The organism is Halovenus marina, assembly GCF_051414115.1.
GTDB classification, from domain to species: Archaea; Halobacteriota; Halobacteria; order Halobacteriales; family Haloarculaceae; genus Halovenus; species Halovenus marina.
On sequence record NZ_JBLKNZ010000001.1, the window covers coordinates 50,154 to 71,108 of the forward strand.

19 protein-coding genes and 1 tRNA gene are annotated in these 20,955 nt (G+C 63.6%); 10 read left to right on the plus strand and 10 right to left on the minus strand.

Annotation, left to right across the window (positions count from 1 at the left end):
- Complete coding sequence (locus ACMGFL_RS00310; RefSeq protein ID WP_436933532.1) at positions 1-1,170, minus strand: hypothetical protein; 1,170 nt, start codon at positions 1,168-1,170, stop codon at positions 1-3.
- Positions 1,171-1,288: 118 nt separating this feature from the next.
- Here ACMGFL_RS00310 and ACMGFL_RS00315 point away from each other — a divergent pair, with 118 nt between their 5' ends.
- Positions 1,289-2,704, plus strand: coding sequence for an alkaline phosphatase D family protein (locus tag ACMGFL_RS00315; RefSeq protein ID WP_436933533.1), 1,416 nt, complete (start codon positions 1,289-1,291; stop codon positions 2,702-2,704).
- 27 nt (positions 2,705-2,731) lie between these two features.
- Here the strand turns inward: ACMGFL_RS00315 and ACMGFL_RS00320 are convergent, their stop codons facing one another.
- Positions 2,732-3,082 carry a cupin domain-containing protein gene (locus tag ACMGFL_RS00320; RefSeq protein WP_436933534.1) on the minus strand — a complete coding sequence of 117 codons (351 nt, stop codon included), beginning with the start codon at positions 3,080-3,082 and terminating at the stop codon, positions 2,732-2,734.
- Between the two features lie 124 nt (positions 3,083-3,206).
- Here ACMGFL_RS00320 and ACMGFL_RS00325 point away from each other — a divergent pair, with 124 nt between their 5' ends.
- Together ACMGFL_RS00325 and ACMGFL_RS00330 are read left to right on the plus strand one after the other, a co-directional pair.
- Positions 3,207-4,280: a pyridoxal-phosphate dependent enzyme gene (locus tag ACMGFL_RS00325; RefSeq protein WP_436933535.1), complete on the plus strand. Its 1,074-nt coding sequence runs from the start codon at positions 3,207-3,209 to the stop codon at positions 4,278-4,280.
- A 53-nt stretch (positions 4,281-4,333) separates the two neighbouring features.
- Positions 4,334-4,639, plus strand: coding sequence for a hypothetical protein (locus tag ACMGFL_RS00330; protein ID WP_436933536.1), 306 nt, complete (start codon positions 4,334-4,336; stop codon positions 4,637-4,639).
- Positions 4,640-4,641: 2 nt separating this feature from the next.
- On the opposite strand, the gene ACMGFL_RS00335 is transcribed toward ACMGFL_RS00330, so the two are convergent.
- The gene (locus tag ACMGFL_RS00335) at positions 4,642-5,547 is read right to left on the minus strand and encodes an NAD-dependent epimerase/dehydratase family protein (protein WP_436933537.1); all 906 of its coding nucleotides are present in this window, start codon (positions 5,545-5,547) and stop codon (positions 4,642-4,644) included.
- 200 nt (positions 5,548-5,747) lie between these two features.
- On the opposite strand from ACMGFL_RS00335, the gene ACMGFL_RS00340 reads away from it, so the two are divergent.
- Positions 5,748-6,689: a universal stress protein gene (locus ACMGFL_RS00340; protein ID WP_436933538.1), complete on the plus strand. Its 942-nt coding sequence runs from the start codon at positions 5,748-5,750 to the stop codon at positions 6,687-6,689.
- 477 nt (positions 6,690-7,166) lie between these two features.
- On the opposite strand, the gene ACMGFL_RS00345 is transcribed toward ACMGFL_RS00340, so the two are convergent.
- On the minus strand, positions 7,167-8,276 hold the full coding sequence (locus tag ACMGFL_RS00345; RefSeq protein WP_436933539.1) for a TSUP family transporter: 1,110 nt from the start codon (positions 8,274-8,276) through the stop codon (positions 7,167-7,169).
- A gap of 550 nt (positions 8,277-8,826) precedes the next feature.
- Here ACMGFL_RS00345 and ACMGFL_RS00350 point away from each other — a divergent pair.
- Positions 8,827-9,993 carry a spondin domain-containing protein gene (locus ACMGFL_RS00350; protein ID WP_436933540.1) on the plus strand — a complete coding sequence of 389 codons (1,167 nt, stop codon included), beginning with the start codon at positions 8,827-8,829 and terminating at the stop codon, positions 9,991-9,993.
- A 514-nt stretch (positions 9,994-10,507) separates the two neighbouring features.
- On the opposite strand, the gene ACMGFL_RS00355 is transcribed toward ACMGFL_RS00350, so the two are convergent.
- Both ACMGFL_RS00355 and ACMGFL_RS00360 read right to left on the minus strand, forming a co-directional pair.
- Positions 10,508-10,581: transfer RNA gene (locus tag ACMGFL_RS00355), tRNA-Phe, on the minus strand.
- A 99-nt stretch (positions 10,582-10,680) separates the two neighbouring features.
- The gene (locus tag ACMGFL_RS00360; RefSeq protein ID WP_436933541.1) at positions 10,681-11,103 is read right to left on the minus strand and encodes a DoxX family protein; all 423 of its coding nucleotides are present in this window, start codon (positions 11,101-11,103) and stop codon (positions 10,681-10,683) included.
- Positions 11,104-11,335: 232 nt separating this feature from the next.
- Between ACMGFL_RS00360 and ACMGFL_RS00365 the strand changes: the two genes are divergently transcribed.
- The 4 genes from ACMGFL_RS00365 to priL all read left to right on the plus strand — a co-directional run bounded on the left by ACMGFL_RS00365 (position 11,336) and on the right by priL (position 15,464).
- On the plus strand, positions 11,336-12,079 hold the full coding sequence (locus ACMGFL_RS00365) for a DNA polymerase sliding clamp (protein ID WP_436933542.1): 744 nt from the start codon (positions 11,336-11,338) through the stop codon (positions 12,077-12,079).
- Positions 12,080-12,148: 69 nt separating this feature from the next.
- Complete coding sequence (locus ACMGFL_RS00370) at positions 12,149-13,405, plus strand: Glu/Leu/Phe/Val family dehydrogenase (RefSeq protein ID WP_436933543.1); 1,257 nt, start codon at positions 12,149-12,151, stop codon at positions 13,403-13,405.
- A gap of 81 nt (positions 13,406-13,486) precedes the next feature.
- Positions 13,487-14,056, plus strand: coding sequence for a cell division protein CdpA domain-containing protein (locus ACMGFL_RS00375; RefSeq protein WP_436933544.1), 570 nt, complete (start codon positions 13,487-13,489; stop codon positions 14,054-14,056).
- A gap of 343 nt (positions 14,057-14,399) precedes the next feature.
- Complete coding sequence (gene priL / locus ACMGFL_RS00380) at positions 14,400-15,464, plus strand: DNA primase regulatory subunit PriL (protein WP_436933545.1); 1,065 nt, start codon at positions 14,400-14,402, stop codon at positions 15,462-15,464.
- Between the two features lie 61 nt (positions 15,465-15,525).
- Here the strand turns inward: priL and ACMGFL_RS00385 are convergent, their stop codons facing one another.
- The 3 genes from ACMGFL_RS00385 to ACMGFL_RS00395 all read right to left on the minus strand — a co-directional run bounded on the left by ACMGFL_RS00385 (position 15,526) and on the right by ACMGFL_RS00395 (position 18,534).
- Positions 15,526-16,440, minus strand: coding sequence for an alpha/beta hydrolase (locus ACMGFL_RS00385; RefSeq protein WP_436933546.1), 915 nt, complete (start codon positions 16,438-16,440; stop codon positions 15,526-15,528).
- A gap of 179 nt (positions 16,441-16,619) precedes the next feature.
- A complete protein-coding gene (locus ACMGFL_RS00390) occupies positions 16,620-17,132 on the minus strand; it encodes a DUF7472 family protein (protein WP_436933547.1) in 513 nt (170 codons plus the stop codon).
- 142 nt (positions 17,133-17,274) lie between these two features.
- Positions 17,275-18,534, minus strand: coding sequence for a TiaS agmantine-binding domain-containing protein (locus ACMGFL_RS00395; RefSeq protein ID WP_436933548.1), 1,260 nt, complete (start codon positions 18,532-18,534; stop codon positions 17,275-17,277).
- Between the two features lie 157 nt (positions 18,535-18,691).
- On the opposite strand from ACMGFL_RS00395, the gene ACMGFL_RS00400 reads away from it, so the two are divergent.
- Positions 18,692-19,654, plus strand: coding sequence for a transcriptional regulator (locus tag ACMGFL_RS00400; protein WP_436933549.1), 963 nt, complete (start codon positions 18,692-18,694; stop codon positions 19,652-19,654).
- Positions 19,655-19,674: 20 nt separating this feature from the next.
- Here the strand turns inward: ACMGFL_RS00400 and ACMGFL_RS00405 are convergent, their stop codons facing one another.
- Positions 19,675-20,892, minus strand: coding sequence for a tripartite tricarboxylate transporter permease (locus tag ACMGFL_RS00405; protein WP_436933550.1), 1,218 nt, complete (start codon positions 20,890-20,892; stop codon positions 19,675-19,677).
- Positions 20,893-20,955: the final 63 nt, after the last annotated feature.

Sequence of the window (20,955 nt, forward strand, 5' to 3'; positions counted from 1 at the left end):
CTACCCTTCTGACGCGACACCTTCGATCCAGTCCAGTTGCGCCTCAGTTGCAAGCGAGTAGTTGTAGATGTTGACGCGCCCGTCGGTCGTCTGTCTGATCGCGTCGACGATAGCCTCCAGTTGTGACTCGCGCTCGATGACCGACGGCGAGAGCGTGACGCCAGCGTCGATAGGGAGGTCGGTTCGCCGCGCGAGCGTGCGGATCCGCTCGCGCGCCTCGACGGGGTCGTCCACGTAACAATAAGCGGTCACGCGGTCGAGGGAGTCGTCGAGTTGATCGAGACGGACGCCGCCGTGCCAGCCGCCGCGAAACCCCTCCCCGTCGACGGCGGGCACGTAGCCGTTGAGCGGCGTGTCGGGCGTCGCCGCGTCGATAGCCGCAACGAGGTCGGTGACGACGGCCGCCCGAAACCGAAACAGGTCGTCGAGTACCGGTTGCTCCTGCACGAGCGTCGCGAGCGGCGGCGGATTCGAGTGTGGCTGGTCGAACGAGTCTTCGATCACAGACCGACAGACTGCCTGAGCGCGGTCTATCTCCACCTCGTGTTCGTTCGCACGCTCTCGGCAGGCGTCACAGAAACACTGCGAGAGCAAGACTCGTTCGGCCTGACTCGTGAGAGCGTGCTCCATCCCGTGGCCGAACTGCGTGTCGTGGCTGTGCAAGACGTTCTGGAAGCCGTACGACTCCAGTTGAATCTCGTCGACACCCCGGTCGGCGAGCGCGCCCGCGGCCGCAGCGAAGTATCGCTTGACCTCGGGATGAGAGGGACAGAACGCGTGTTCGTGCCCCTCACCGAAGCAGTCTTCGAGCTGGAACTGGGGATACTCGTGCCCGAGTCGGGAGTTGTGAAAGAGGATCAGCCAGCCCGAAATCGCCATCCTCGTCTCCGCGCCAGCGCCGACGATAGTCGCCAGTGGGTCGTCGACCGATAGCTCGTTCTGGAGCGGTTCGATCGGCGTCTCTGCGAACCGCTCTGGGTCGGGTTCGAAGTACGCCCCGGCGGGGAACTGGTCGAACAGCGAATCAGGAGTACGGGGCTGGAGTGCCTGCACCGAGTGGTAGTGCGCAGCGACGTTCAGCCGGTCGACTCCGCGCCCGCGCAGCGCAGCCATCGCTGTCTCTGGCCCCTCGTCGAGCACCGTCCACGGAAACGTCCAGAGTGCAGTCATGCCTCTCTGAGTGCGGCGATGGCGACAATAAGCGTTCGGTTGTGCATGTCTCCCGCAGACGCTCCGACAGGCGGCGGTCCGGGAATCAGCTTTTATTCACCCGGCTCGTGGATAGCGTATGGACGAGGACGGTCAGGCGCGGAGCGGTTCGCTACAGCGGCGTCAACTGCTGACCGCCGTTGCGGGGGCCAGTACGCTTGCGGGCTGTACCGCGGCACTCGTCGACGACGAAACCGAGGCGACCTACGGGTTCAACAACGGATTGAAGATTGGGGATGTGACAGACACCTCTGCAATCGTGTGGACGCGACTCAGCCGTGACACCGACACGCCGTGGTGGAACCGCCGGATCTGGTTTCCGCCGACGGACGGGACGGTCCAGCTCGGATTCTGGCCGGAGGAGGACCCGACCGAGCAGCGCCAGCTGGAACAGCGCGCCGAGTCGAGCAACGACGGAACGGTCCACTTTCGACTGACTGATCTCGAACCGGCCACGAACTATCGCGTCGCGATCCGGGCGGAACCGGACGAAGCAGACGGGGAACTCGAACTCGACGGCCGGTTCAGGACCGCCCCGGACGAGACGATGGCCGATCCGGTCAACTTCGCCGTCGTCTCCTGTCAGGCGTGGCGCTTTCAGGACACACAGGAGCCCGGATTCGAGACGTACAAGACCCTCACCGAGATGGACCCGTCCTTTTTCGTTCACACCGGCGATATGGTCTACTACGACCAGGGGAGTCTGCGCGGTCGGACGATCGCCACGGCACGAACGCACTGGCACCGCCTCTACTCGCTTGACCTGCTGCGGGAGTTTCACCGGAGTGCGTCGTGTTATCTCCTCAAGGACGACCACGACATCACCTCGAACGACTGCTGGCCGGGACAGAGCTACGGGAATCTGTCCTTCGACGACGGCGTGGCCATCTTCAACGAACAGAATCCGATCGGCGACTCGCCGTACAAGACGGTTCGGTGGGGCCAGGACCTGCAGATCTGGCTGCTCGAAATGCGCGAGTTCCGGAGTCCGAACACCATCCCGGACGGCCCCGGCAAGACCATCCTCGGAAACGAACAGATCCGCTGGCTGAAGGAGACGATAGACGAGTCAGACGCCGCCTTCCGCGTCGTCATCGCTCCCTCGATTTTCGTCGGCCCGGACAAGCCCGGGAAAAACGACAACTACGCGAACGAGGGGTTCAGCTACGAAAGCCAGATCCTCCGGGAGTTCCTGTCCAGCCGTAACGTGGTCGTCGTCGGCGGCGACCGGCACTGGCAGTACGTCTCGGTCGACGCCGAAACCGGCCTCTGGGAGTTTGGCTCCGGCGCACTGGCCCGCGGACGCGAAGGTGGGTGGACGCCGGGCGACCGCCGATCAGAACACCGGTTTCTCGCCGTCAAACCCGGATTTATCTGGGGAACCGTCGACCGGGAAGACGGCGAACCGATCCTCACCATCGAGCACCGGAGTCGGTTCGGCCGGATTCGCAACACCGAACAGTTCACGGCCAATCCAGTCGAACACCGTGGGTAGCTGTAACCCACGGAGAGTCCGTGACTGCTAGTCCTCTGTTTCCCACGGCGGCGTCTCGCGCGCCGGATGGAATATCTCGACGGCCCGAGCGACGCCGTCGCTCTCGTTGACGACCTTGTGGGGCGTGTGGCCGTCGATAACGCAGACGTCGCCCGCCGCCATCGTGTGTCGGTCCCCGTCGACGATCATGTCGAACTCGCCGTCGTAGACGAACGTGATCTGCTCGTGGTGGTGGCTGTGCTCGTCCAGAACGGCACCCGGGTCGAAGCTCACGTGCTGGATGTTCATCTCGTCGCCGACCGCCACCTGTGCGGCCAGCAGGCCGTCGGCCACTTCGCTTTTCTCGCTTGCTTCGATGGACGTTAACTGGTATCCCATGCCTTCGAGTCCTCACCGTGGTGTCTAAAACCTTCGCAGGCACCCCACGTTGTGACCGACGGTGCCGACCGCCCGGAGCGAGTGGTGCCACGGATACAAGACACCAGCCCTCGAAACGGAGCGCATGTACGAGTGTCACGATTGCGGACGGCGATACGAGGAGCGCGCGACGGCACCGTTTCGCTGTGCCTGTGGCGGGCCGCTCGATTTCGCCGACCTGTCGCTCTCGGACGACGCGCCCGACACGCTGGACCGGGACCGGGGACTCTGGGCGTTCGACTCGGCGTTGCCCGTCGACCGACTGGTGACACTTGGCGAAGGCTGGACGCCACTGGTCGACGCACCCGACTGGGACGCGACGGTCAAACTCGAATACGTCTTCCCGACCGGGAGCTTCAAAGATCGGGGCGCGGCGGTGACGCTCTCTCACGCCGCGGATCTCGGCGTCGAGCGGGTGCTCGAAGACTCCTCGGGCAACGCTGGCGCGGCGATTGCGACCTACGCCGCCCGCGCGGGAATCGGCGCCGAAATCTACGTCCCGGCCGACGCGAAACGCGCCAAACGCCGTGCCATCGAGCGCACCGGCGCGGATCTCGTCGCCGTCGAGGGCGACCGGGCGGCGGTCACGGCGGCCTGTCAGGATGCCGTCGGCGCAGGTGGCTGGTACGCGAGCCACGCCTGGCAGCCCGCCTTTCTGGCTGGAACCGCGACGTTCGCCTTCGAGACCGCCGCACAGAACGGCTGGACCGCGCCCGACGCCATCGTGACGCCGCTCGGCCATGGGACGCTATTTCTCGGTGCCTACCGGGGATTCCAGATGCTCGCTGAGGCAGGCTGGACTGAGCGGGTGCCCCGACTGTACGGCGCACAGGCCGCCGGGACGGCGCCGATCGTCGCCGACCGCCACGGCGACGCGGCCGCGTCCGGTGCCAACGACGTTTCCGACGGCATTCAGATCGAGACGCCAGCGCGCCGTGCCCAGACCCACGAGGCGATCGAAGCCACCGACGGCGATGCCATCGCGGTCACCGCGTCGGAGACCCGCGCGCAGCTGGATCGACTCGACCGCGCCGGGCTGTCCACGGAACCGACCTGTGCTGTCGCGCCCGCCGCGCTGGATCGACTCCGCGAAGACGGAACGATCGACGCTGACGAGGACGTGGTCGTCCCGCTCACCGGCAGCGGGCTGAAGCGGTAATCCCGTCGGACCGACCGACAGACCAGTGTGGTCACAGCGCGTAGGACCGATCGATGCCGACGACGTGTGCGCTCTGTCGGCGCATCATTCCCGACGAGCGAATTGCTGACCCGCAGGTCGTCCAGGAGCACCACCTCCGGCCCGAAGAGCGCGCCGATAGCCCCACGGTGTCGCTCTGTCGGCCCTGTCACAAGCAGGTGCACGCGCTGTTCACGAACGAGGAACTGCGGGACGACTTCGACACGACCGAAACCCTCCGGAACGCTGACCGCCTCCAGCCGTATCTCGCGTGGATCCGCGGTACCGAGAAACTCGACATCGACGTGACGACCAGTGACCACGTCCGCGAACGGCGCTAGCGTCACACCCAGTCCGGTTCGGCCGCGTCGGCGTGCTGGTCCACTGTGGAGTACTCCGGTCGCCAGCCCAGCAGATCCGCGGCTTTCGCGTTCGAGAGTGCGGCCTGTTTCCCCTCCAAGTCACAGTCGTCCGGCAGAGTTCCGCAGGACGCTTCGACGATCTCTGTCGTCGGCTGGCCGAGGTAGTTCTCATCGGCGACACAGAGCACCGTCTCGTGTCCGTCGTGATCCGATGCGAGCGCCGCTTCGACCATGCGGGCAACGTCGCGAACGTCGACGTACGAGCCGAAGTTCCCGTCGGTGACGTCCGTCGAGAGGTCGGTGTCGTCGCCATGTGGTCGTCGTTTCGTCCTGTGGGGGCCGAAGATGGTCGCCGGACGGATCGTCGTGACAGAAATGCCGTCGCGTCGTGCGACTGTCTTGGCGATTTCCTCGCCACAGATCTTCGAGAGCCCATAGACATCTTCGGGTCGACAGTCGTGGGCTTCGTCGATCGGCAGGTACGCTGGCGTCCACGCCGATTGCCCAAACAGCGTTCCGTACGCCGCCTGTGAGGACGTCCAGACGATGTCGATGCCGCTCCGTCCGGCCGCGGTGAGCACGTTGTAGGTGCTCGTCACGTTGTTGTCGAAGACGCGACTGTCGGGATTGCTGACCGGGTCTGCGACTGCGGCGAGGTGGACGACCGCGTCGGCCCCGACCTGGTCTATCGTCTCGCGTGTGAGTCCGTGGTCGCTGAGATCGACCGTCCAGAACTCGGCGTTTGGCCGGGTTCCGTCGGGGTGTTCGAGGTCGACCCCGACGACGTGTGTCCCGGTGTCGGCCAGTCGGTCGACGACCCACCTGCCCACCGACCCGAGCGCTCCGGTCACGAGTACCGTGTCGGCTTCGTATTCGAACTCGGGCATCTGTGAAACACTTGGTAACACCTGACGCGGGAAGGCACAAAGTAGTAGTGGTCCTGTAATCTGGTCAGGACTCTCCAGTCACCGTTCCTCCGAACGGTCTGACCGTAGCGAGCGAAAGTCCACGCTTGAAGGGGTGGGAGAATGTCAAGAAGATTCGCTTGCATGTCCTTTTTATTTCACTAAGCCGTAGTGTGTGAGACATGACCAACCAATCCGATCTGACTCCGTTACGGTCACGGGATCGGTCGCGGAAGATCCTGGTTCCGTTCGACGGGTCTTCACGATCCGAGCGGGCGTTGAACTACGCGTGCGCTGCCTTTCCCGGCGACGATATCGTCACGCTCTATGTCGTCACTCGAGACGACAACGAAACCGTCTCACGGGCCTGGATCGAGTCGCCCGAACAGTTTGAGGAGTGGCTGGACGCGAGACGCGACAAAGCCGAGCAAGTGGTGTTTACGAACGCGCGTCGAATTGCCGACAGCTACGACCAGTCGATTTCGACGGAACTCGCTGTGGGAGAACTCAACCGGGGCATCGTCGACTACTGGAACACCCACGACGTCGACTTCCTGGTGACGGACACCCAGGGTCGCGGACTCCCACATGTCTTCGAGTACATCACCGGTGACGTGACTGAGCGACGCCCACGTACCCCGACGATTCCTGCCGTGCTCGTCAACGAGAAGACGGAACTCCCAGCGGAGAAGCGATCGCAAACCGATGAACGGCGAATCCTCGTACCCTTCGACGAGTCCGCGCGCTCGACGAACGCGCTCGAGTTCGCGTGTTCGCTGTTTCCCGACGCCGACATTACGGCGCTGTGTATGCACGTTGTGTGGGGTGATCAGACGGTTCTTCTCGACTCGAACGACGCCCGAGACGAACAGATGAACGAACTCGCCGCGACGGCCGAACGCATCGCGGCCGAACACGAGACGACCGTCGACACGGTGTTTGGGCAGGGCGCACTCGACCGAGCAGTCCTTCAGCTTCTAGATGGGGCCTCTGTCGACCTCGTCATCGTCGGCACCCTCGGGAAAACGACGCTCGAAACTCGGCTCCTACCGGGTGCGTCCGACCGCCTGGTCAGGGACTGTCCCGTCCCGGTAATGGTGGTCCCGACTCCACGGCGGCGGTGACCTCGTATAGCGCGGGCACGGCGACGGTTCCCGACTCTTGAGCTGTTCTGTATATCCCTGCCGTCCCGGATTGTGACACAGAAAAAGACTTTCGCTCACGAGAATGAGGACAGTGCCCTCACCCGACTTTGTAGAGCGTCAGATACGATTCTTTGCCGCTCACAGAGATGGCTGCAGGGCCGCCCGACTGCTGCTCGACGACGACTTCGAGTGTATGGGTTTTGTCAATCTAGAATACTGTTCTGCCGTAGTTCCGCAGACGCGTTGGCCGTCGGTCCCGGCGGTGGTGTCGGCCTGGATACCGCCACTGGAACTGCCGTGTATCCGCAACTCGTAGTCCGGCATTTGTGTACTACTTGGCAACACCTGACATGCAAAGCTACAACGTAGCAGTGGTCCTCCAGTCACGACACCTGTCAGACGGTCGTGCAACCGTTTGGCTGCGCCGTTCGACCGTTGAGGTCCCGTCTCTGCGATTTAGGCCAGCCCTGCGGCCATCACGAACAGCGCAACCGAGATGACGGCAAACAGCATGCCGACGCCGTGTTTGATCGTCTCGGTGTCGAGTGCTGCGGCGACGTAGGGGGCGACCTGTCCGCCCGTGACCGTTGCCGGGACGGTCCAGACCACCATGTTCCACGGCGTTGAGGCAAGATCGAGGCTGTGGCCGCCGACCAGCCCGCCGCCGAAGACGTGCACGAGCGAGGCGAGCACGGCCGTCGAGGCGACGACGATGTGGTTCGTCCCGATTGCGACCCGGACCGGCACGGAGGTTCGCAGCATCGAGATGATCCCGAGTTCGCCGATGCCGAAGCCAGCAAGCCCCTGGAAGACCCCGCCGATGCTGTAGTTGCTGAACCGTTCGAGATACCCCCCACGGGTGTAGTAGTAGTCGGTGCCGTCGTTGTCGACGCGGGTGACGCGCCCCTCGTCGTCGGTCTCGACGCCTGCTGGCCCGAGTTTGTCGTCGTCGTCGGGCAACTGCTCACCGCCGTCGGTCGCCGTCGGCGTCCCGCTGTCGGCTCCCGGTTCCTCGTGCGCCAGGTCGGCCCGAAAGAGCAGGAATGCGGCGGCAAGCAGCGCTATCCCGAGCAGGGCGTGAAACACTGACTCGGGGAGGACGAACGACAGAAACGCCCCACCGACGACGAACGGGATCGCTCCACCGACCAGTGCGAGCGCGAGCCGTCGGTCGACGAGTCCGTAGCGAATGAACGCGATGGACGAACTCGACAGGCCGAAGGACTCGCTGACGAGTCCGACCAGCACGATGGTCTCCGGCGACAGCGGCACTTCGACCAGCGAATCTGGCGCGAGTGCGGGAGCGAGCACCGGGAACCCGAAGATGAGAAACGGGACAAACAGCGCCGATCCGCTGATACCGACGGTGTTGACGATCGTCGCCCCGAGGAGGAAAAACGGAAGCAGCCACCAGTACCGGAGCCAGTACTCCTGACCCGCACCGCTGGGCGTCGGCGCGAAGAAGTAGACGCCCAGCACGAACAGAACTGGCGCTGTGAAGACGACGATATGCTGGTATTTCAAGAACCTACGCTGCAGTCGACTCGCGAGTGACGACCGTGTCATTCGACCGTGCCACGGAATTTTGCCCCCCGAGTTAAGTGCATTTTCTTCTCGGTCTGTGATGTGAATGATAATATAAACATACACTCAGCTGACACAGCATGCCTTCGGGCGTTACGCTTGGGACTCCCGCTTTCAGGAATGCGGACAACCCAATCGTCAGTCCAGTGCCCCACTCTCGACTGTAACTCGTCTGGAAGTTGGATTCCGCCTCCCGAATTTGCATCGGGGACAGTTCACATCCGACCTGATCCACTGGGGACCAGCCGAAACAATCTCGGTCTCGGACGAGGACGACTTCGCCCTGTAAAAATCACCCCTTACTCGGCAGCGGCCGCGAGATCTGCTCCGGCCGGAAGAACTGACTTACCAGAGACTGTCACGGGCCTACTCACGAACCGCTATCACCGGCTTGCGATAATTTCTATATAACAATCGCCAACTATCCCTCAGGGGCGAGTGTCCATTCCGAGTAGATGGCTGCTCCGGACGGACAAGGTAGTACTCGTATGTTACACAGAAACTGGAGAAACCGAATTCGAGGGTCAGTATAATGGTAGACCAAGCGGGATCGATAAGTCGACGGAGCCTCCTGGCGGCTGGTGCCACGGTCGGTGCAGGCGTCTTCGTCGGGACCTCGTTAGTCGGGGCAGACAACCATACCGATGACAACGGGAGTGGGAGCCGGCACTACCGCGTGACGGTCACCAATCTCACGCGAGGACAGCCCTTTACGCCACCGGCAGTTGCAGCCCACCGTCCGAATGTCGAGGTTTTCGCGGTCGGTGAGTCCGCAAACGAACCGACCCGACAAATCGCGGAGAACGGCAACCTGCAACCGTTGCTCGACCTCGTGGCGAACACGAACAGCATCAGGGGTGCGGCCGTCGGGAACGCACCGCTCGTCCCCGAATCCGACCCCGGGGATACCGGCAACCCCTATTACACGACGCTCCATCTCTCGGCGGATGCCAGCGCGACGCATCTGACGTTCATCAGTATGCTCATCGCGACGAACGACGGGATCGTCGGTCTGGACACCGTGGAGCTCCCCGAGCGGGTCAACGAATCCCGGACGTACTACGCGAACGGGTACGACGTGGGAACCGAGCAGAATACCGAACGGTTCGCGGATCTCGTGCCGCCAGCGAAGACACTCATTCTCGGCGGAGAGCCCGAGGGAACGGGCGAGAGCAACGAAGCGATCGCCGAAGATGGTGTCATCCAGCCACATCCCGGAATCGAGGGCGTCGGGAACCTCCCCCCGGAGGTCTACGACTGGCGGGAACCGGCCGCGGTCGTACAGGTCGAACGTCTCGCCGAACTCCAGCGGGAGTTCCAGACGGCACTGTCGGGTACCAGCGAAGTTCCACCCGTGGAGACGGACGCCTCAGGAGAGGCAACGTTCGCGGTGGACCAGCATGACGAGGAACTGAGCTACGAGATAACCGTCTCGGACATCGAACACGTCGTCGCGGCGCACATCCACTGTGGTGCTGCAGACGAAAACGGCCCGGTCGGTGTGACGCTCTACGACGGAGATCCGGTCTCGGAAGACGGTGTCCTAACCGAAGGGACTGCTACGGAACCGGACGCGGAGAACGGCTGTGGCTGGGAGACCATCGACGATGTGCTCTCGGCGATGCGGGGCGGCCGAGCGTACGTCAACGTCCATACGGAGGCGAATCCGGGAGGCGAAATCAGGGGTCAGATCCACTGAACACAGTCACGCCCGGCGAGTGGTGACCCGGCCGTTCGATCCCACTTGCCTGATTCGTCCGGCTGGCGTCCATTCCGGCGCTTTTCGATCATTTTTCGTAACCACAGAATGTATCCTCTCTCCGATGTGATGGAGGAAGACGGTCGCTCTCGCTCGGATCGCGGTTACACCGCTCGGCGTCGCTTCTTCGGCTTCCCGTTTGCTTCGCTCACGGAGACGGGAACAGATCGATCTTCAGTCGTGTACCAGCATACCACGACGAGCGGAGCGAGTCGTGGTTTCACCGGACGCGACTGTAGGGAGCGTCCGGGACGTTTTTCCCCAAGTTTTCACGAGGAGAAATTCCCGCAGCGAGCCGCAGGCTCGCGAGGAAATCCGACGAAGTAAAAAGTGGTATGCCGCCTCCCGGATTGTGAACTACGCCTGAGAACCTGCTCGCTCCGCGCGCAGAACCTCAGTCTAGTTCAAACCACGGTCGGGAGCATTTTCACTGCTCACTTCGTTCGCAGGAAAATGCCGCCTCCCGGATTTGAACCGGGGACAGCTCGATCTTCAGTCGAGTGCTCTCCCAGTCTGAGCTAAGGCGGCGCATCCTGAGGGATGACGACCGGAGAAAAAAGAATTTCGATAGCCCGCCGTTGCAGTGTGCTGACCGTGTGGTCACGAGGAGGATGTCTCTGGCCAGTTTTACGCTTCGGGCATCGGGCGGGTGTACCACCATGCTAGGACGACCAGTACGGCCTGCAGTGGGAGCCGCCCCCAGCGGACGGTCGCGGACGGATCGACTGTGCTGCCAAACACGCCCGTCACGACGACATCACTGGTCGCCATGTACACGTTTGCCGGAAAGATAGCAAGCAACAGCCCAACCAATCCCCAGGCAGCCAGTCTGCGGGTGCGAGAAAACAGCACTCCGATACCGAGTACAATCTCTGCGATGCCACTGAGATAGACGAGGGCAAGCGGATACGGCAGGACAGGTGGAACGATCTGTGCAAACGCTTCTGGGATGACAAAGTGTGTGACGCCAGCACCGATGTACAGCACACCCATGACGTACACCAGCGGGCGTTTCAGCCGGAGACAGAGATCCGTCACGCGGGGCTGCATTCGGTATCACCTTGCCCTGCTGAACAAAGAGTGTTCCTCCCGCGCGGAAAAACCGGGGACTACTAGCATCCCGCCAGTACCAGCCACCTGCTGGATGTGCTTGGTCGAGTGTCAAAAATCCCACAAATGTGGCCCAGACGACTCCGGAGACAGGGAGTCTCGTATGCTCGCACGCGTCAGCGACTGCAATACACGTGTCTTTTTACGGGATGGAACCGTAGCCGAATTCAAGATGTTCAAGGCCATCGTGCGCGCGGACACGCTGCAGTCGACACTCGACTCTGTGGGCGTGCTCGTCGAGGAGTGCAAGATTCATCTGGACGAAACGGGACTGGAGATTCGGGCGGTCGACCCCGCCAACGTCGGCATGGTTGACCTCTCGCTCGACGTCGAGGCGTTCGAGTCCTACGAGGCCGACGGCGGACTCATCGGCGTCAATCTCGCTCGCCTGCAAGATATCGCCAACATGGCCGACTCCGACCAGCTCGTCCACCTCGAACTCGACGAGCAGACCCGGAAACTCCACATCTCCATCGACGGGCTGGAGTACACGCTCGCGCTCATCGACCCCGAGTCGATCCGCGAGGAACCGGACCTGCCGGAACTCGATCTTGCCGCGACCATCATCATCGAGGGTCGCGACATCGACCGCGCGGTCACGGCCGCCGATATGGTCTCGGACCACATCGAACTCGGCGTCGACGAGAGCCGCGAGGTGTTTTACGTCGACGCGGAGGGTGACACCGACGACGTGCATCTCGAACTCGGCGCGGACGACCTGATCGACCTGGTCGCCGGGTCCGCGTCGTCGCTGTTCTCGCTGGATTATCTGCAGGACATGAACAAGGCAATCCCGAAAGATGCCGAAGTCACGATGGAACTGGGCGAGGAGTTCCCGGTCAAGATGCACTTCGATATCGCTGACGGCAACGGGTCGGTCACGTACATGCTCGCGCCGCGCATCCAGAGCAACTGACTGACATTCTGTGCTTTTTCCGGACGTTTGCCCATAGCTATAACTTGATTCCGCGACACTGTCGAGAGAATGCCAGCGGAAAACAGCACCCTGGCGAACATGCGCACGCAGATGGATCGGGCGAAACAGTACACCGAGGACGTCGACGACAACGTCTTCACGCGGATGAAACACCCCGAGCGGACGCTCACAGTCAGTTTGCCGATCCTTCGCGATGACGGCACACTCGAAGTGTTCGAGGGGTATCGCTGTCAGTTCGGCGGCGCTCGCGGCCCCTACAAGGGTGGTGTTCGCTACCATCCGTCCGCGTCGATGGAGGAAGTCATCGCGCTGGCGGGGCTGATGGCCTCGAAGACGGCGCTGGTCGGCCTTCCGTACGGCGGCGCGAAGGGTGGCGTCCAGTGCAACCCGAAGGAGTTGAGTCGCGACGAGCGCAAGCGCGTCACGCGCCGGTACACCGAGGGGATCCGGCGGATGATCGGCCCGAAGATGGACATCCCCGCGCCCGATATGAACACTGGGCCGCAGGAGATGGCGTGGATGATGGACACGTACTCCGTCTACGAGGGTTACACCGTCCCCGAAGTCGTCACCGGCAAGCCGACCGAAATCGGCGGTACGCCGGGGCGCGTTGAGGCGACGGGTCGGGGTGTCGCCATCATCACCGACCGGATACTGACGCATCTCGACCGGTCAGTCGAGAACGCCACCGTCGCCATCCAGGGCTTTGGCAACGTCGGTTCCTGGACCGCCCGGTTGCTCGCTGAACGGGGCGCACACGTCGTCGCAGTCAGCGACGTCTCCGGCGGCGTCTACGACCCGGATGGGCTGGATGTCGTCGGTCTGGCCGAGCACGTCGAACGCGGTGAGACCGTCACCAGCGCAGACGAGGGTGACCAGATCTCTAACGACGAACTGCTCCGTCTCGACGTGGACGTACTGGTCCCGGCGGCAGTCAGCCACGCTATCACGGCGGATGTCGCGGCCGATCTCCGCGCCGACATCGTCGTCGAAGCCGCGAACGGCCCGACGACACCGGCCGCCGACGACGTACTCGTCGAGCGCGACGTCCCCGCCGTGCCCGACGTACTCGCAAACGCTGGGGGCGTCATCGTCTCTTATCTGGAGTGGGTGCAAAACACGCAGGAGTACACGTGGACGCTCGCGGAGGTCAACGCCGACCTGGAGCGTCGGATCACCGACGCCTTCGACGAGATGCTCGCTGTCTACGCTGAGGAGGAGACGCCGGACCTGCGAACGGCGGCCTACACCATCGCCATCGAGCGCAACGCGACGGCACACTCCTACCGAGGGCTGTTCCCTTGACCGCGACGAGATGAATCCACACGCCGCTGTCTTGCGCCCGTCTGACGTAGCATTTTGTGGGTGGATCCCGTTGGGTCAACCATGCCAAGTCTCGGTGAGGCCTACGACCGGCGCGGCGACACGGTTCGTCAGCCGCGTCGCGTGCTTGCCGGACTCGTGCTCGTCGGATCTGGCGTCGTCGGATTGCTGGTGGCGCTCGGACTCATCGCGGTTGCCGGTGCGAGCATCACCGCGCGGAGTTACGCCGGGCTTGCGGCCGGTGTCGGGATTCCGCTGATGTTGCTCGGCGTCGTCGTCGTGTTGCCGTCGAGCCGAGAGATCCGCGTCGGCGTGCTGTTTGGCACCGCTATCTCCGGGGTCGGCGTCTGGCTGTTCAGCCGTGCCTACCCCGACCAGTGGGTGTCTGCCGTCGACTCAATTGCCTTCGAGACGCTGTTCATCTACGGGGTCGGGTGTGCGATCGCCCTCTGGTTCGTCTTCGCCGCCATCGCGACGTTCCGCCGACGCAACAACCCCTACGGCACGGTTCGACTCGAAGTGGTCCGTCAGGGCGAGACACAGACCGTCGAGGTCAGCAGCGAGCAGTACCGCCAACTCGCCGACGGCGGGAACGCGGAGTCGGTCATCCGCGAGATCGAACGCAGCGACTGAGTCGACGACTTCGCCGGAATTCTCCGTATCTCGACCCCAGAGAGCGGACGGTGTTCAGTGAATCGTCTGTCGAATTGGAGAACCAGAAAGCCCCCGTTCGGCTCCGGTCCCGCGGCTCGCTGTGCGCGCCCCCTTCGGTCGCGTGCTTACATCGCCGGGGTTCCCGGAGCAGAACGGCCCCTTTCAGTCCCGCCCAGTAGAAAGGCTAACCAGCCGCCACGGGTGGGACTGAACGGGGCTTTCTGGTTGTTTGCAACCATCTTGCTGTCCATCTTCCCTGAAGTAAACACGACTAGAGGATCTCCGACGGGTTTTTTGCACCACCGTCTGCTACGTGGTGCTGATGAAGCAACTCCACGCGCGGTACCCATTTCTGCAGGCGGCCCGCGAGGCCGTCGAGACCGCTGACGTGGACTTTGCCAGCGTGGTACGTCGCGAGGACGCGGTCGTCGACCGCGCGTTCGACCGCGTCGAGGCCGCACTCGATGGGGGGGCGGTCGGCGACCCACACCGCCGGACGCGCGTGGAGTTGCTCTCCTATCCCGTTGCGCGCGTGCTCGTCTCGCTGGTCGACGAGCACGTTCTGACACGCAAGTACGCACGCGCCGAGGCGCGAACCGCCCACGACCGATTCAGCGCCGAACGAGCAGACTCCGGACTCAAGAGCAGTTCACGCGAACCACTCACGCTCGGAACCCTGCTCGCCGAGTTCGACCTGTCGGCGAGCGTCCGCGAGACACAGGAGGGGTACGCCGTCGAAGTGGGGACGTATCTGGATCTCGCTGCCGGACTGCGCGACGACGAGTGGCGACTGGTTCACCGCTCTCTCCGGTCCGGGGAGGTGCCCGTCTCTGAGAGCGAACTGCTGGTGCTCGTCCGCGAGGCAGTTCGCAAGCGCGTCGTCGACGGTCTCCCGCTCTCGGTCCCTGACCCCATCGCCGAGGAACTCTCCGCGGAGGCCGAGCGACTCCGCGAGCGACTTGCGGACCTTGACCTGACACACGACATCGACACGGTCGTTCCGGATCTGTTCCCGCCGTGTATGGCCGCGTTGCTCGACCAGGTCCAGCGCGGGGCCCACCTCGAACACCACTCTCGCTTTGCGATCGCCTCTTTTTTGACGAGCATCGGCATGTCGACCGACGAGATCGTCGACCTGTTCCAGGTCAATCCCGGGTTCGGCGAGGAGGCCACGCGCTATCAGGTCGACCACATCCGCGGGGACACGAGTGCGACCGAGTACACCCCACCTGCCTGCGCCACGATGCAGTCCTACGGCGACTGCGTCAACATGGACGACCGCTGTGAGACGATTTCGCACCCGCTGTCGTACTACGGGGACGCGCTGGAGGACGCCGACGAGGACGAACTCGTCGACTGGCGAGAGACAGACACGAGCGAGTCGTAATGTTCCGTTCATCCGAATCTGCCGTCCTCGGTTTGCCGACGTCCGCGCGTCAGCTAGTTTCTCACTGACGGTGTGGTCGAAGTGTTTCGCTGAGAAACCGTGACTGGGCAGTTCCCGCTCTCTCAAATATCTCACTCGGGTGATACACAAGGCCAAAGTGCCCGCCAGGGATCTCGACCCACTCCCTGGGCCCGTCGAGTCGAGTGTAGGCATCGTACTGCACGATCGGACGCGACCCGGGCATTTCGTCTTCGGGGGACACGACGAACAGGGTGGGGCACTGGATCTTGTCGGTACAGGCACCGGGATGCCATTCGACCGGCGTCGTCGGTCGTGCCCGTGTAATTTCGTTCTTCCACCCGCTCTCGTTCCGAGTTCCGTATCCGGTGAACCACCGAAATGCTGTCACTGGTTTGAGTGCCGACGGATGGGTCTGCTGGTCGTCCGATACAACGGGCATCGGCCCGCGTATCTCGTCTGCGCTCGGTTCGATAGATCCTGTCCGAATTGTTTCAGCCATCCCCTCAGCGATCTCCCCGTTAGGATCGTCGGGTGGAAACGCTGTGCCGATCGACGGAACCTGAACGACCAACGCTGCAACCCGGTCGTCAGCCGCCGTTACGACGAGTCCCACTCCGCCGCTGAGACTGTCACCCCATAGTGCGATTCGTCCCGGATCGACGTCTTCGATCGTGGTTGCGAACGAAATCGCGTCGAGATATCCGCGGGCTTGCATCCACGGGTTAATCTGTTGTCGTGGTTCACCTCCGCTTGCACCGAACCCCCGGTGATCGTACAACAGAACTGCGAACCCTGCCGACTGAAACGCCTCAGCGTATCTGTCGGCAACCATCTGTTTTGTCGCGGAGAACCCGTGAGCCATGACGACAAGTGGCCAGGGAGGCGGCGAATCCGGCGTGTAGTACCAGCCGCTCAGTTCTGCACCTTCCGAGTCGAACCGAACAGTGCGCCTCATGTCAAACTATATGACTCATCCACTGAAGTATATCGTGGGGGATAGGGTCGAACGATCCGACGCAACTTCAGCGAAGCTTCTCCGCTCGTCTCTCTCTCTGCGGTCACCAGAGCTCTTCCCAGTCACGATGCTCTCCGGTACAACCATCACCCGCTTCCGTCTCCCTGTCGGTAGTCGGATTACTCGTCCTCGGACTCTCGCTCGATGAGATAGCCAAAGATCGGCATGAGAATGATGAAGCCAGCGATGAGCGCGATCAGCGCAAGTCCGCCGTCGGGGGTGAGATTGGTGTCGGTCGTTCCGTTGATCGTCCCGTCGAAGGTTCCTTCGAAGGTCCCGTCTTCCTGATCGAGTGTGCCGTTTATCTCACCGGCAGCGGTCCCCTCGACAGCGCCCTCGATCGTGCCGTCGAAGCTTCCACTGAACGTCCCGCCGTCGAGCGTTCCGTCGATAGATCCGGTCACTGACTCCTCGAAGTCGAGATCGAGCGTGCCGCTGAGCGTTCCCGTCGCCGTCCCGTCGCTGACAGAGAGATCCGAGACGTCGCCGGAGATCGTTCCGTTCACGACTCTGTCCTCGACCGGCTCCTCGGCCCCGTAGACCTGACTGACGACCGAGAGTCCGAAGATGAACACCGCGACAGCCACGATCGAGAGGGAGACCTGCAGAATCAGATGCCGGTCGATTTCCATGCCCGCGGATTTCAGAGCAACGGCCAAAAGGGCTTCGAACCGCCCGTGGGCACACCGAGCAGCGGGAACGGACCGCCAGCACCAGAGGGAGCAACCGCCCGCACGCACAGCTATCGGCGGGAGTCGAGCCGACCGCTTCCGTTCACCGCTCCGGATGGGTCGGCCCGTCGAACCCGCCGCGGACGAGCGGTTTCGCGACGTGACGTCTGGCACACGGCGGCACCTCGTACCATCCGAGTTCGATCTCTCGGTCGATCTCTCGGGGCTGTTTCCCGTCTGCAGTCGTCTTGCAGTCTCGACAGCGGTATCCGGCCGACCGGCCCGCAGACTCCATCGAGCGGCCACACTCGGGACACGTCGGCGTGACCAGTTCCGTCCGGACGAGGTCTCTGACCGTCAGCTTCTCCAGTTTCAGCGTCCCGTCGCGAACTTCACCGCAGACTGTCACGCGGTCGCCGACACGGAGCGGTCGCACCCGGTCGCGAAATCGCTTCGTCGGCTCGAAGGCCACACACGGGAGCGACGCGTCGTCTTCACCTGCAATCGCGAAAAACACGTGCCCGCCCTCGCGAGTGCTCGGTTCCGCACAGACCGTGCCGGTCACCCGATAGGCACGTCCGTCGCTGACGGTCTCGACTGTTCCGTCTCGGAGGTGTGCGTCCGTCCCCTGGTTGGTCACGAACAGATGTCGGCTGGCAACGGGTTCGCTCTCGATTGCGTCGGCAACTGCACGAACTGCCTCGGGGTCGTCGCCGCGGATCCCGTGCAACACGGGGCAGGGCGTCCGCGGGACGCAGACGGCGGTTTCCTCCTCGCGGTCGAGCGTGTCCCAGACCGTCGGATACCACTCCGTTGCGGCGCGGCGGATGGACTTGTACGCGACCGAGCGGTCGGTTCCCCAGCGCTCGCGCTCGCGATAGCTGATGCACTCGTAGGTCCACTCGTCGAACGCGGCCCACGCGCCGACGGCCGCCAGCGCGCCGATCAGCCCCCGGCCGTTCCCCCGCGTTGCGGTTCGAAAGCTCGCCGAGTCACAGAGTCGCCGTGCTGTCTCGATGTCGTGAATCTCTCGGACGGCGGCCGCCGTAAAGTCCGAAACCGGATCTGGGACCGCATCGGGGTCGCCGTCGAACACGACGACGCCGGGGTTCGTCTGGTCGTCGTCGGTCCGGGCGGCATCGAGCCACTCGCTGGCCACCGCGAGCGCCTGCTCTGGCGGCGTCTCACAGTGAACGGCGAGCGCCGCGTTTCCCCGCGTCTTGTGTTCGACGGCGGGGTTGAGCCGAACCAGCAGGGTTCGCACGTGGTCGTCCCCGAGATCTGCCGCAATCTGGGCAGCGGCGTAGGTGGTACACAGCCCCTGCGTGCGGGAGTCTGTGTCGTCGATGCCGATGACAGTCACTGTCGAACTCAGGCACGGGACCGACAAACCGCTTTCGAGAGCGAACGTCCCGTTGTATTGAGCGACCGACAATATCGGAAAAACGCAGGAAGGGGGCCGAACGCGCGGCACAACGCATATATGCGATGAGTCACTTATGTTTTACTGGAAACCAATTATGTCCCGGTCTGCACTGGTCGGAAACGTCACGGCGATGCTCGAAGACGCTGGCTTCCTGGTCAGCGACCGCTGTGCGATCCGACCGAAGAGTTTCGACGTAGCTGCACGCCGGGGCGAGGACGTCTTACTCCTGAAAATACTCGGTAACATCGACGCTTTCGACGCCGGAACTGGCGCTGAGATGCGACGCCTCGGCGAGTACCTGAACGCGACGCCGATGGTGATCGGACTCCGGACGCGCGACGAGGAACTCGAACCCGGCGTGGTCTACTTCCGCCACGGCGTTCCGGTCTTCTCACCCGATACGGCGATGGATCTCTTCGTCGAGGAGGTGCCGCCGCTCATCTACGCGGCCCCCGGCGGGCTGTACGTCAATATCGACAGCGAGGTACTCGAAGACGAGCGGCAGGAACGGGACTGGTCGCTGGGGCGACTCGCGAAGGAACTCGGCGTCTCGCGCCGGACCGTCTCGAAGTACGAGGACGGTATGGACGCGAGCGTCGAAGTCGCCGCACAACTCGAGGACCTGTTCGACGCACCGCTCACCGCGCCCGTGTCCGTCCTCGACGACGAGAACCCGGTGCGTGACGACGACGACACGCCCGAAGACCCGACGGTCGACCCGGACGACGAGGTGGTCGTCACCGTGCTCACGCGCGTCGGCTACGAGGTCCATCCGACCGACCGCGCCCCCTTCAAGACCATCAGCGAGGACGAGAGCGAGCAGGAGCAGATGCTCACTGGCCACTCCGAGTTCACCCAGACCGCACAGAAGCGCGCTCGCATCATGTCCTCCGTCGGGCGTGTCACCCGCACCCAGTCGGTGTACGTCGTCGACCGCGCTCCGACGGACGCCGTCGACGGCACTGCCCTGATCGAGCAAGCCGAGATGGAGTCGATCCAGGACCAGGACGACCTGCGCGACCTGATTCAGGACCGTGTCGAGGAAGAGCCAGCCTGATTCGTTTTTCACGCCCCTGATCAGAGCGCGAGCGGAACCAGCAACACCCCCATACAGGTCATTCTCCGTGCCCCGAATCTCGCAGGGATCAGTCCCACGGCTGTCGCAATCGAAAACACACAGAGTCCGACCAGCCCCGTGAATGCGACGACGAGCACACAGAGGAACACAAGCACCGACACGGAGAGCCAGACGGGATCGATCCGACCGACGATGGCGAGATAGCGGTCGCCCAGAACCAACACGAGAACGAACCCGGCGGCCGCAGCGAGCGTGACACTCGTGAGCAACACGGGCAGCACGAGCGGGACGCCGGTGTCATCGAGCGCGACCAGCACGCCGGTTCGGGGGCTGCCCAGCGCGACCAGCGCAAAGAGCGCGAAGACGGTGTTCGCTGTGTTGACGCCGCTGGTGGCGACCACGAACGCCCGCGGGCCACGGTGCGGTAACACGACGAGCGCCCCGGCGGCAGCGATGGCGCTGGAGATGCCCGGCAGGTAGCCGACGACCGCACCCGAGAGTGTGCCGACCGCTGCGGCCGACCCGAGAAACCCACGGGAGACCGTCACGATGCTGTCGTCCTGTGGCGGCACGCCCGCTCCTCGCATCGCCTCGATCAGTATCGGCGCGCCGAAGAGTCCGGCAAACAACGGCACGAGCATACTCCCCGCTGGCAGGACGCCGCCGATCGGCATATCGAGCGTCACAACGCCGAGCAGGCCGCTCGCGCCGACCGCACACGCCGCACCGACGCGGGCGAGATGTGTCCCTTCGGTCACGACAAGCGCCACGACCACAGCGCCCAGCACGACCGAGAGGTTCGCCGCAATCGTCGGATAGAGCCGCTTCATCCCGAGCGTGATCGGAATCGCGAGCGGTACGGCAAACGCGACGGCGAGTGCGCTTCCGAGCGCGGAAAGCCGAAGCGCCTCACGACCGCGCCCCTGCAGGACGAGCCTGTGGCCGGGAAGCGCCGTCGGGGCCATCGCGGGGTCGGGAACGCCGAGCGCGAGTGCCGGGACGATATCGAGAAAGGTGTGGACGACGCCAGCGGCGAGCATCGCCGCACCCACTTGTAGCGGCGGTGCCGGAATCGCTGGCGCAAAGCCTGCGAGCAGGAGCGCGAAGTTGTTCGCGTGTAGGCCGGGGACGAGACCGCTCACCGTTCCGAGCACGACTCCGCCGAGGACGAACGCGAGCGTCAGCAGCGTCGTCTCGGGTGCGACAGCAATCCCCATCCCGACGAGATGGTCCCTCGATCGGATTTAAACCTCACCAGTCGTGCGTACCGCTGAATCAGC

What these genes read in the sequence shown, in the direction of transcription:
- ACMGFL_RS00310 (WP_436933532.1), bottom strand. Translation starts at nt 1,170, where the DNA reads ATGACTGCACTCTGGACGTTTCCGTGGACGGTGCTCGACGAGGGGCCA.
- ACMGFL_RS00315 (WP_436933533.1), top strand. Translation starts at nt 1,289, where the DNA reads ATGGACGAGGACGGTCAGGCGCGGAGCGGTTCGCTACAGCGGCGTCAA.
- ACMGFL_RS00320 (WP_436933534.1), bottom strand. Translation starts at nt 3,082, where the DNA reads ATGGGATACCAGTTAACGTCCATCGAAGCAAGCGAGAAAAGCGAAGTG.
- ACMGFL_RS00325 (WP_436933535.1), top strand. Translation starts at nt 3,207, where the DNA reads ATGTACGAGTGTCACGATTGCGGACGGCGATACGAGGAGCGCGCGACG.
- ACMGFL_RS00330 (WP_436933536.1), top strand. Translation starts at nt 4,334, where the DNA reads ATGCCGACGACGTGTGCGCTCTGTCGGCGCATCATTCCCGACGAGCGA.
- ACMGFL_RS00335 (WP_436933537.1), bottom strand. Translation starts at nt 5,547, where the DNA reads ATGCCCGAGTTCGAATACGAAGCCGACACGGTACTCGTGACCGGAGCG.
- ACMGFL_RS00340 (WP_436933538.1), top strand. Translation starts at nt 5,748, where the DNA reads ATGACCAACCAATCCGATCTGACTCCGTTACGGTCACGGGATCGGTCG.
- ACMGFL_RS00345 (WP_436933539.1), bottom strand. Translation starts at nt 8,276, where the DNA reads ATGACACGGTCGTCACTCGCGAGTCGACTGCAGCGTAGGTTCTTGAAA.
- ACMGFL_RS00350 (WP_436933540.1), top strand. Translation starts at nt 8,827, where the DNA reads ATGGTAGACCAAGCGGGATCGATAAGTCGACGGAGCCTCCTGGCGGCT.
- ACMGFL_RS00360 (WP_436933541.1), bottom strand. Translation starts at nt 11,103, where the DNA reads ATGCAGCCCCGCGTGACGGATCTCTGTCTCCGGCTGAAACGCCCGCTG.
- ACMGFL_RS00365 (WP_436933542.1), top strand. Translation starts at nt 11,336, where the DNA reads ATGTTCAAGGCCATCGTGCGCGCGGACACGCTGCAGTCGACACTCGAC.
- ACMGFL_RS00370 (WP_436933543.1), top strand. Translation starts at nt 12,149, where the DNA reads ATGCCAGCGGAAAACAGCACCCTGGCGAACATGCGCACGCAGATGGAT.
- ACMGFL_RS00375 (WP_436933544.1), top strand. Translation starts at nt 13,487, where the DNA reads ATGCCAAGTCTCGGTGAGGCCTACGACCGGCGCGGCGACACGGTTCGT.
- priL (WP_436933545.1), top strand. Translation starts at nt 14,400, where the DNA reads ATGAAGCAACTCCACGCGCGGTACCCATTTCTGCAGGCGGCCCGCGAG.
- ACMGFL_RS00385 (WP_436933546.1), bottom strand. Translation starts at nt 16,440, where the DNA reads ATGAGGCGCACTGTTCGGTTCGACTCGGAAGGTGCAGAACTGAGCGGC.
- ACMGFL_RS00390 (WP_436933547.1), bottom strand. Translation starts at nt 17,132, where the DNA reads ATGGAAATCGACCGGCATCTGATTCTGCAGGTCTCCCTCTCGATCGTG.
- ACMGFL_RS00400 (WP_436933549.1), top strand. Translation starts at nt 18,692, where the DNA reads ATGTCCCGGTCTGCACTGGTCGGAAACGTCACGGCGATGCTCGAAGAC.
- ACMGFL_RS00405 (WP_436933550.1), bottom strand. Translation starts at nt 20,892, where the DNA reads ATGGGGATTGCTGTCGCACCCGAGACGACGCTGCTGACGCTCGCGTTC.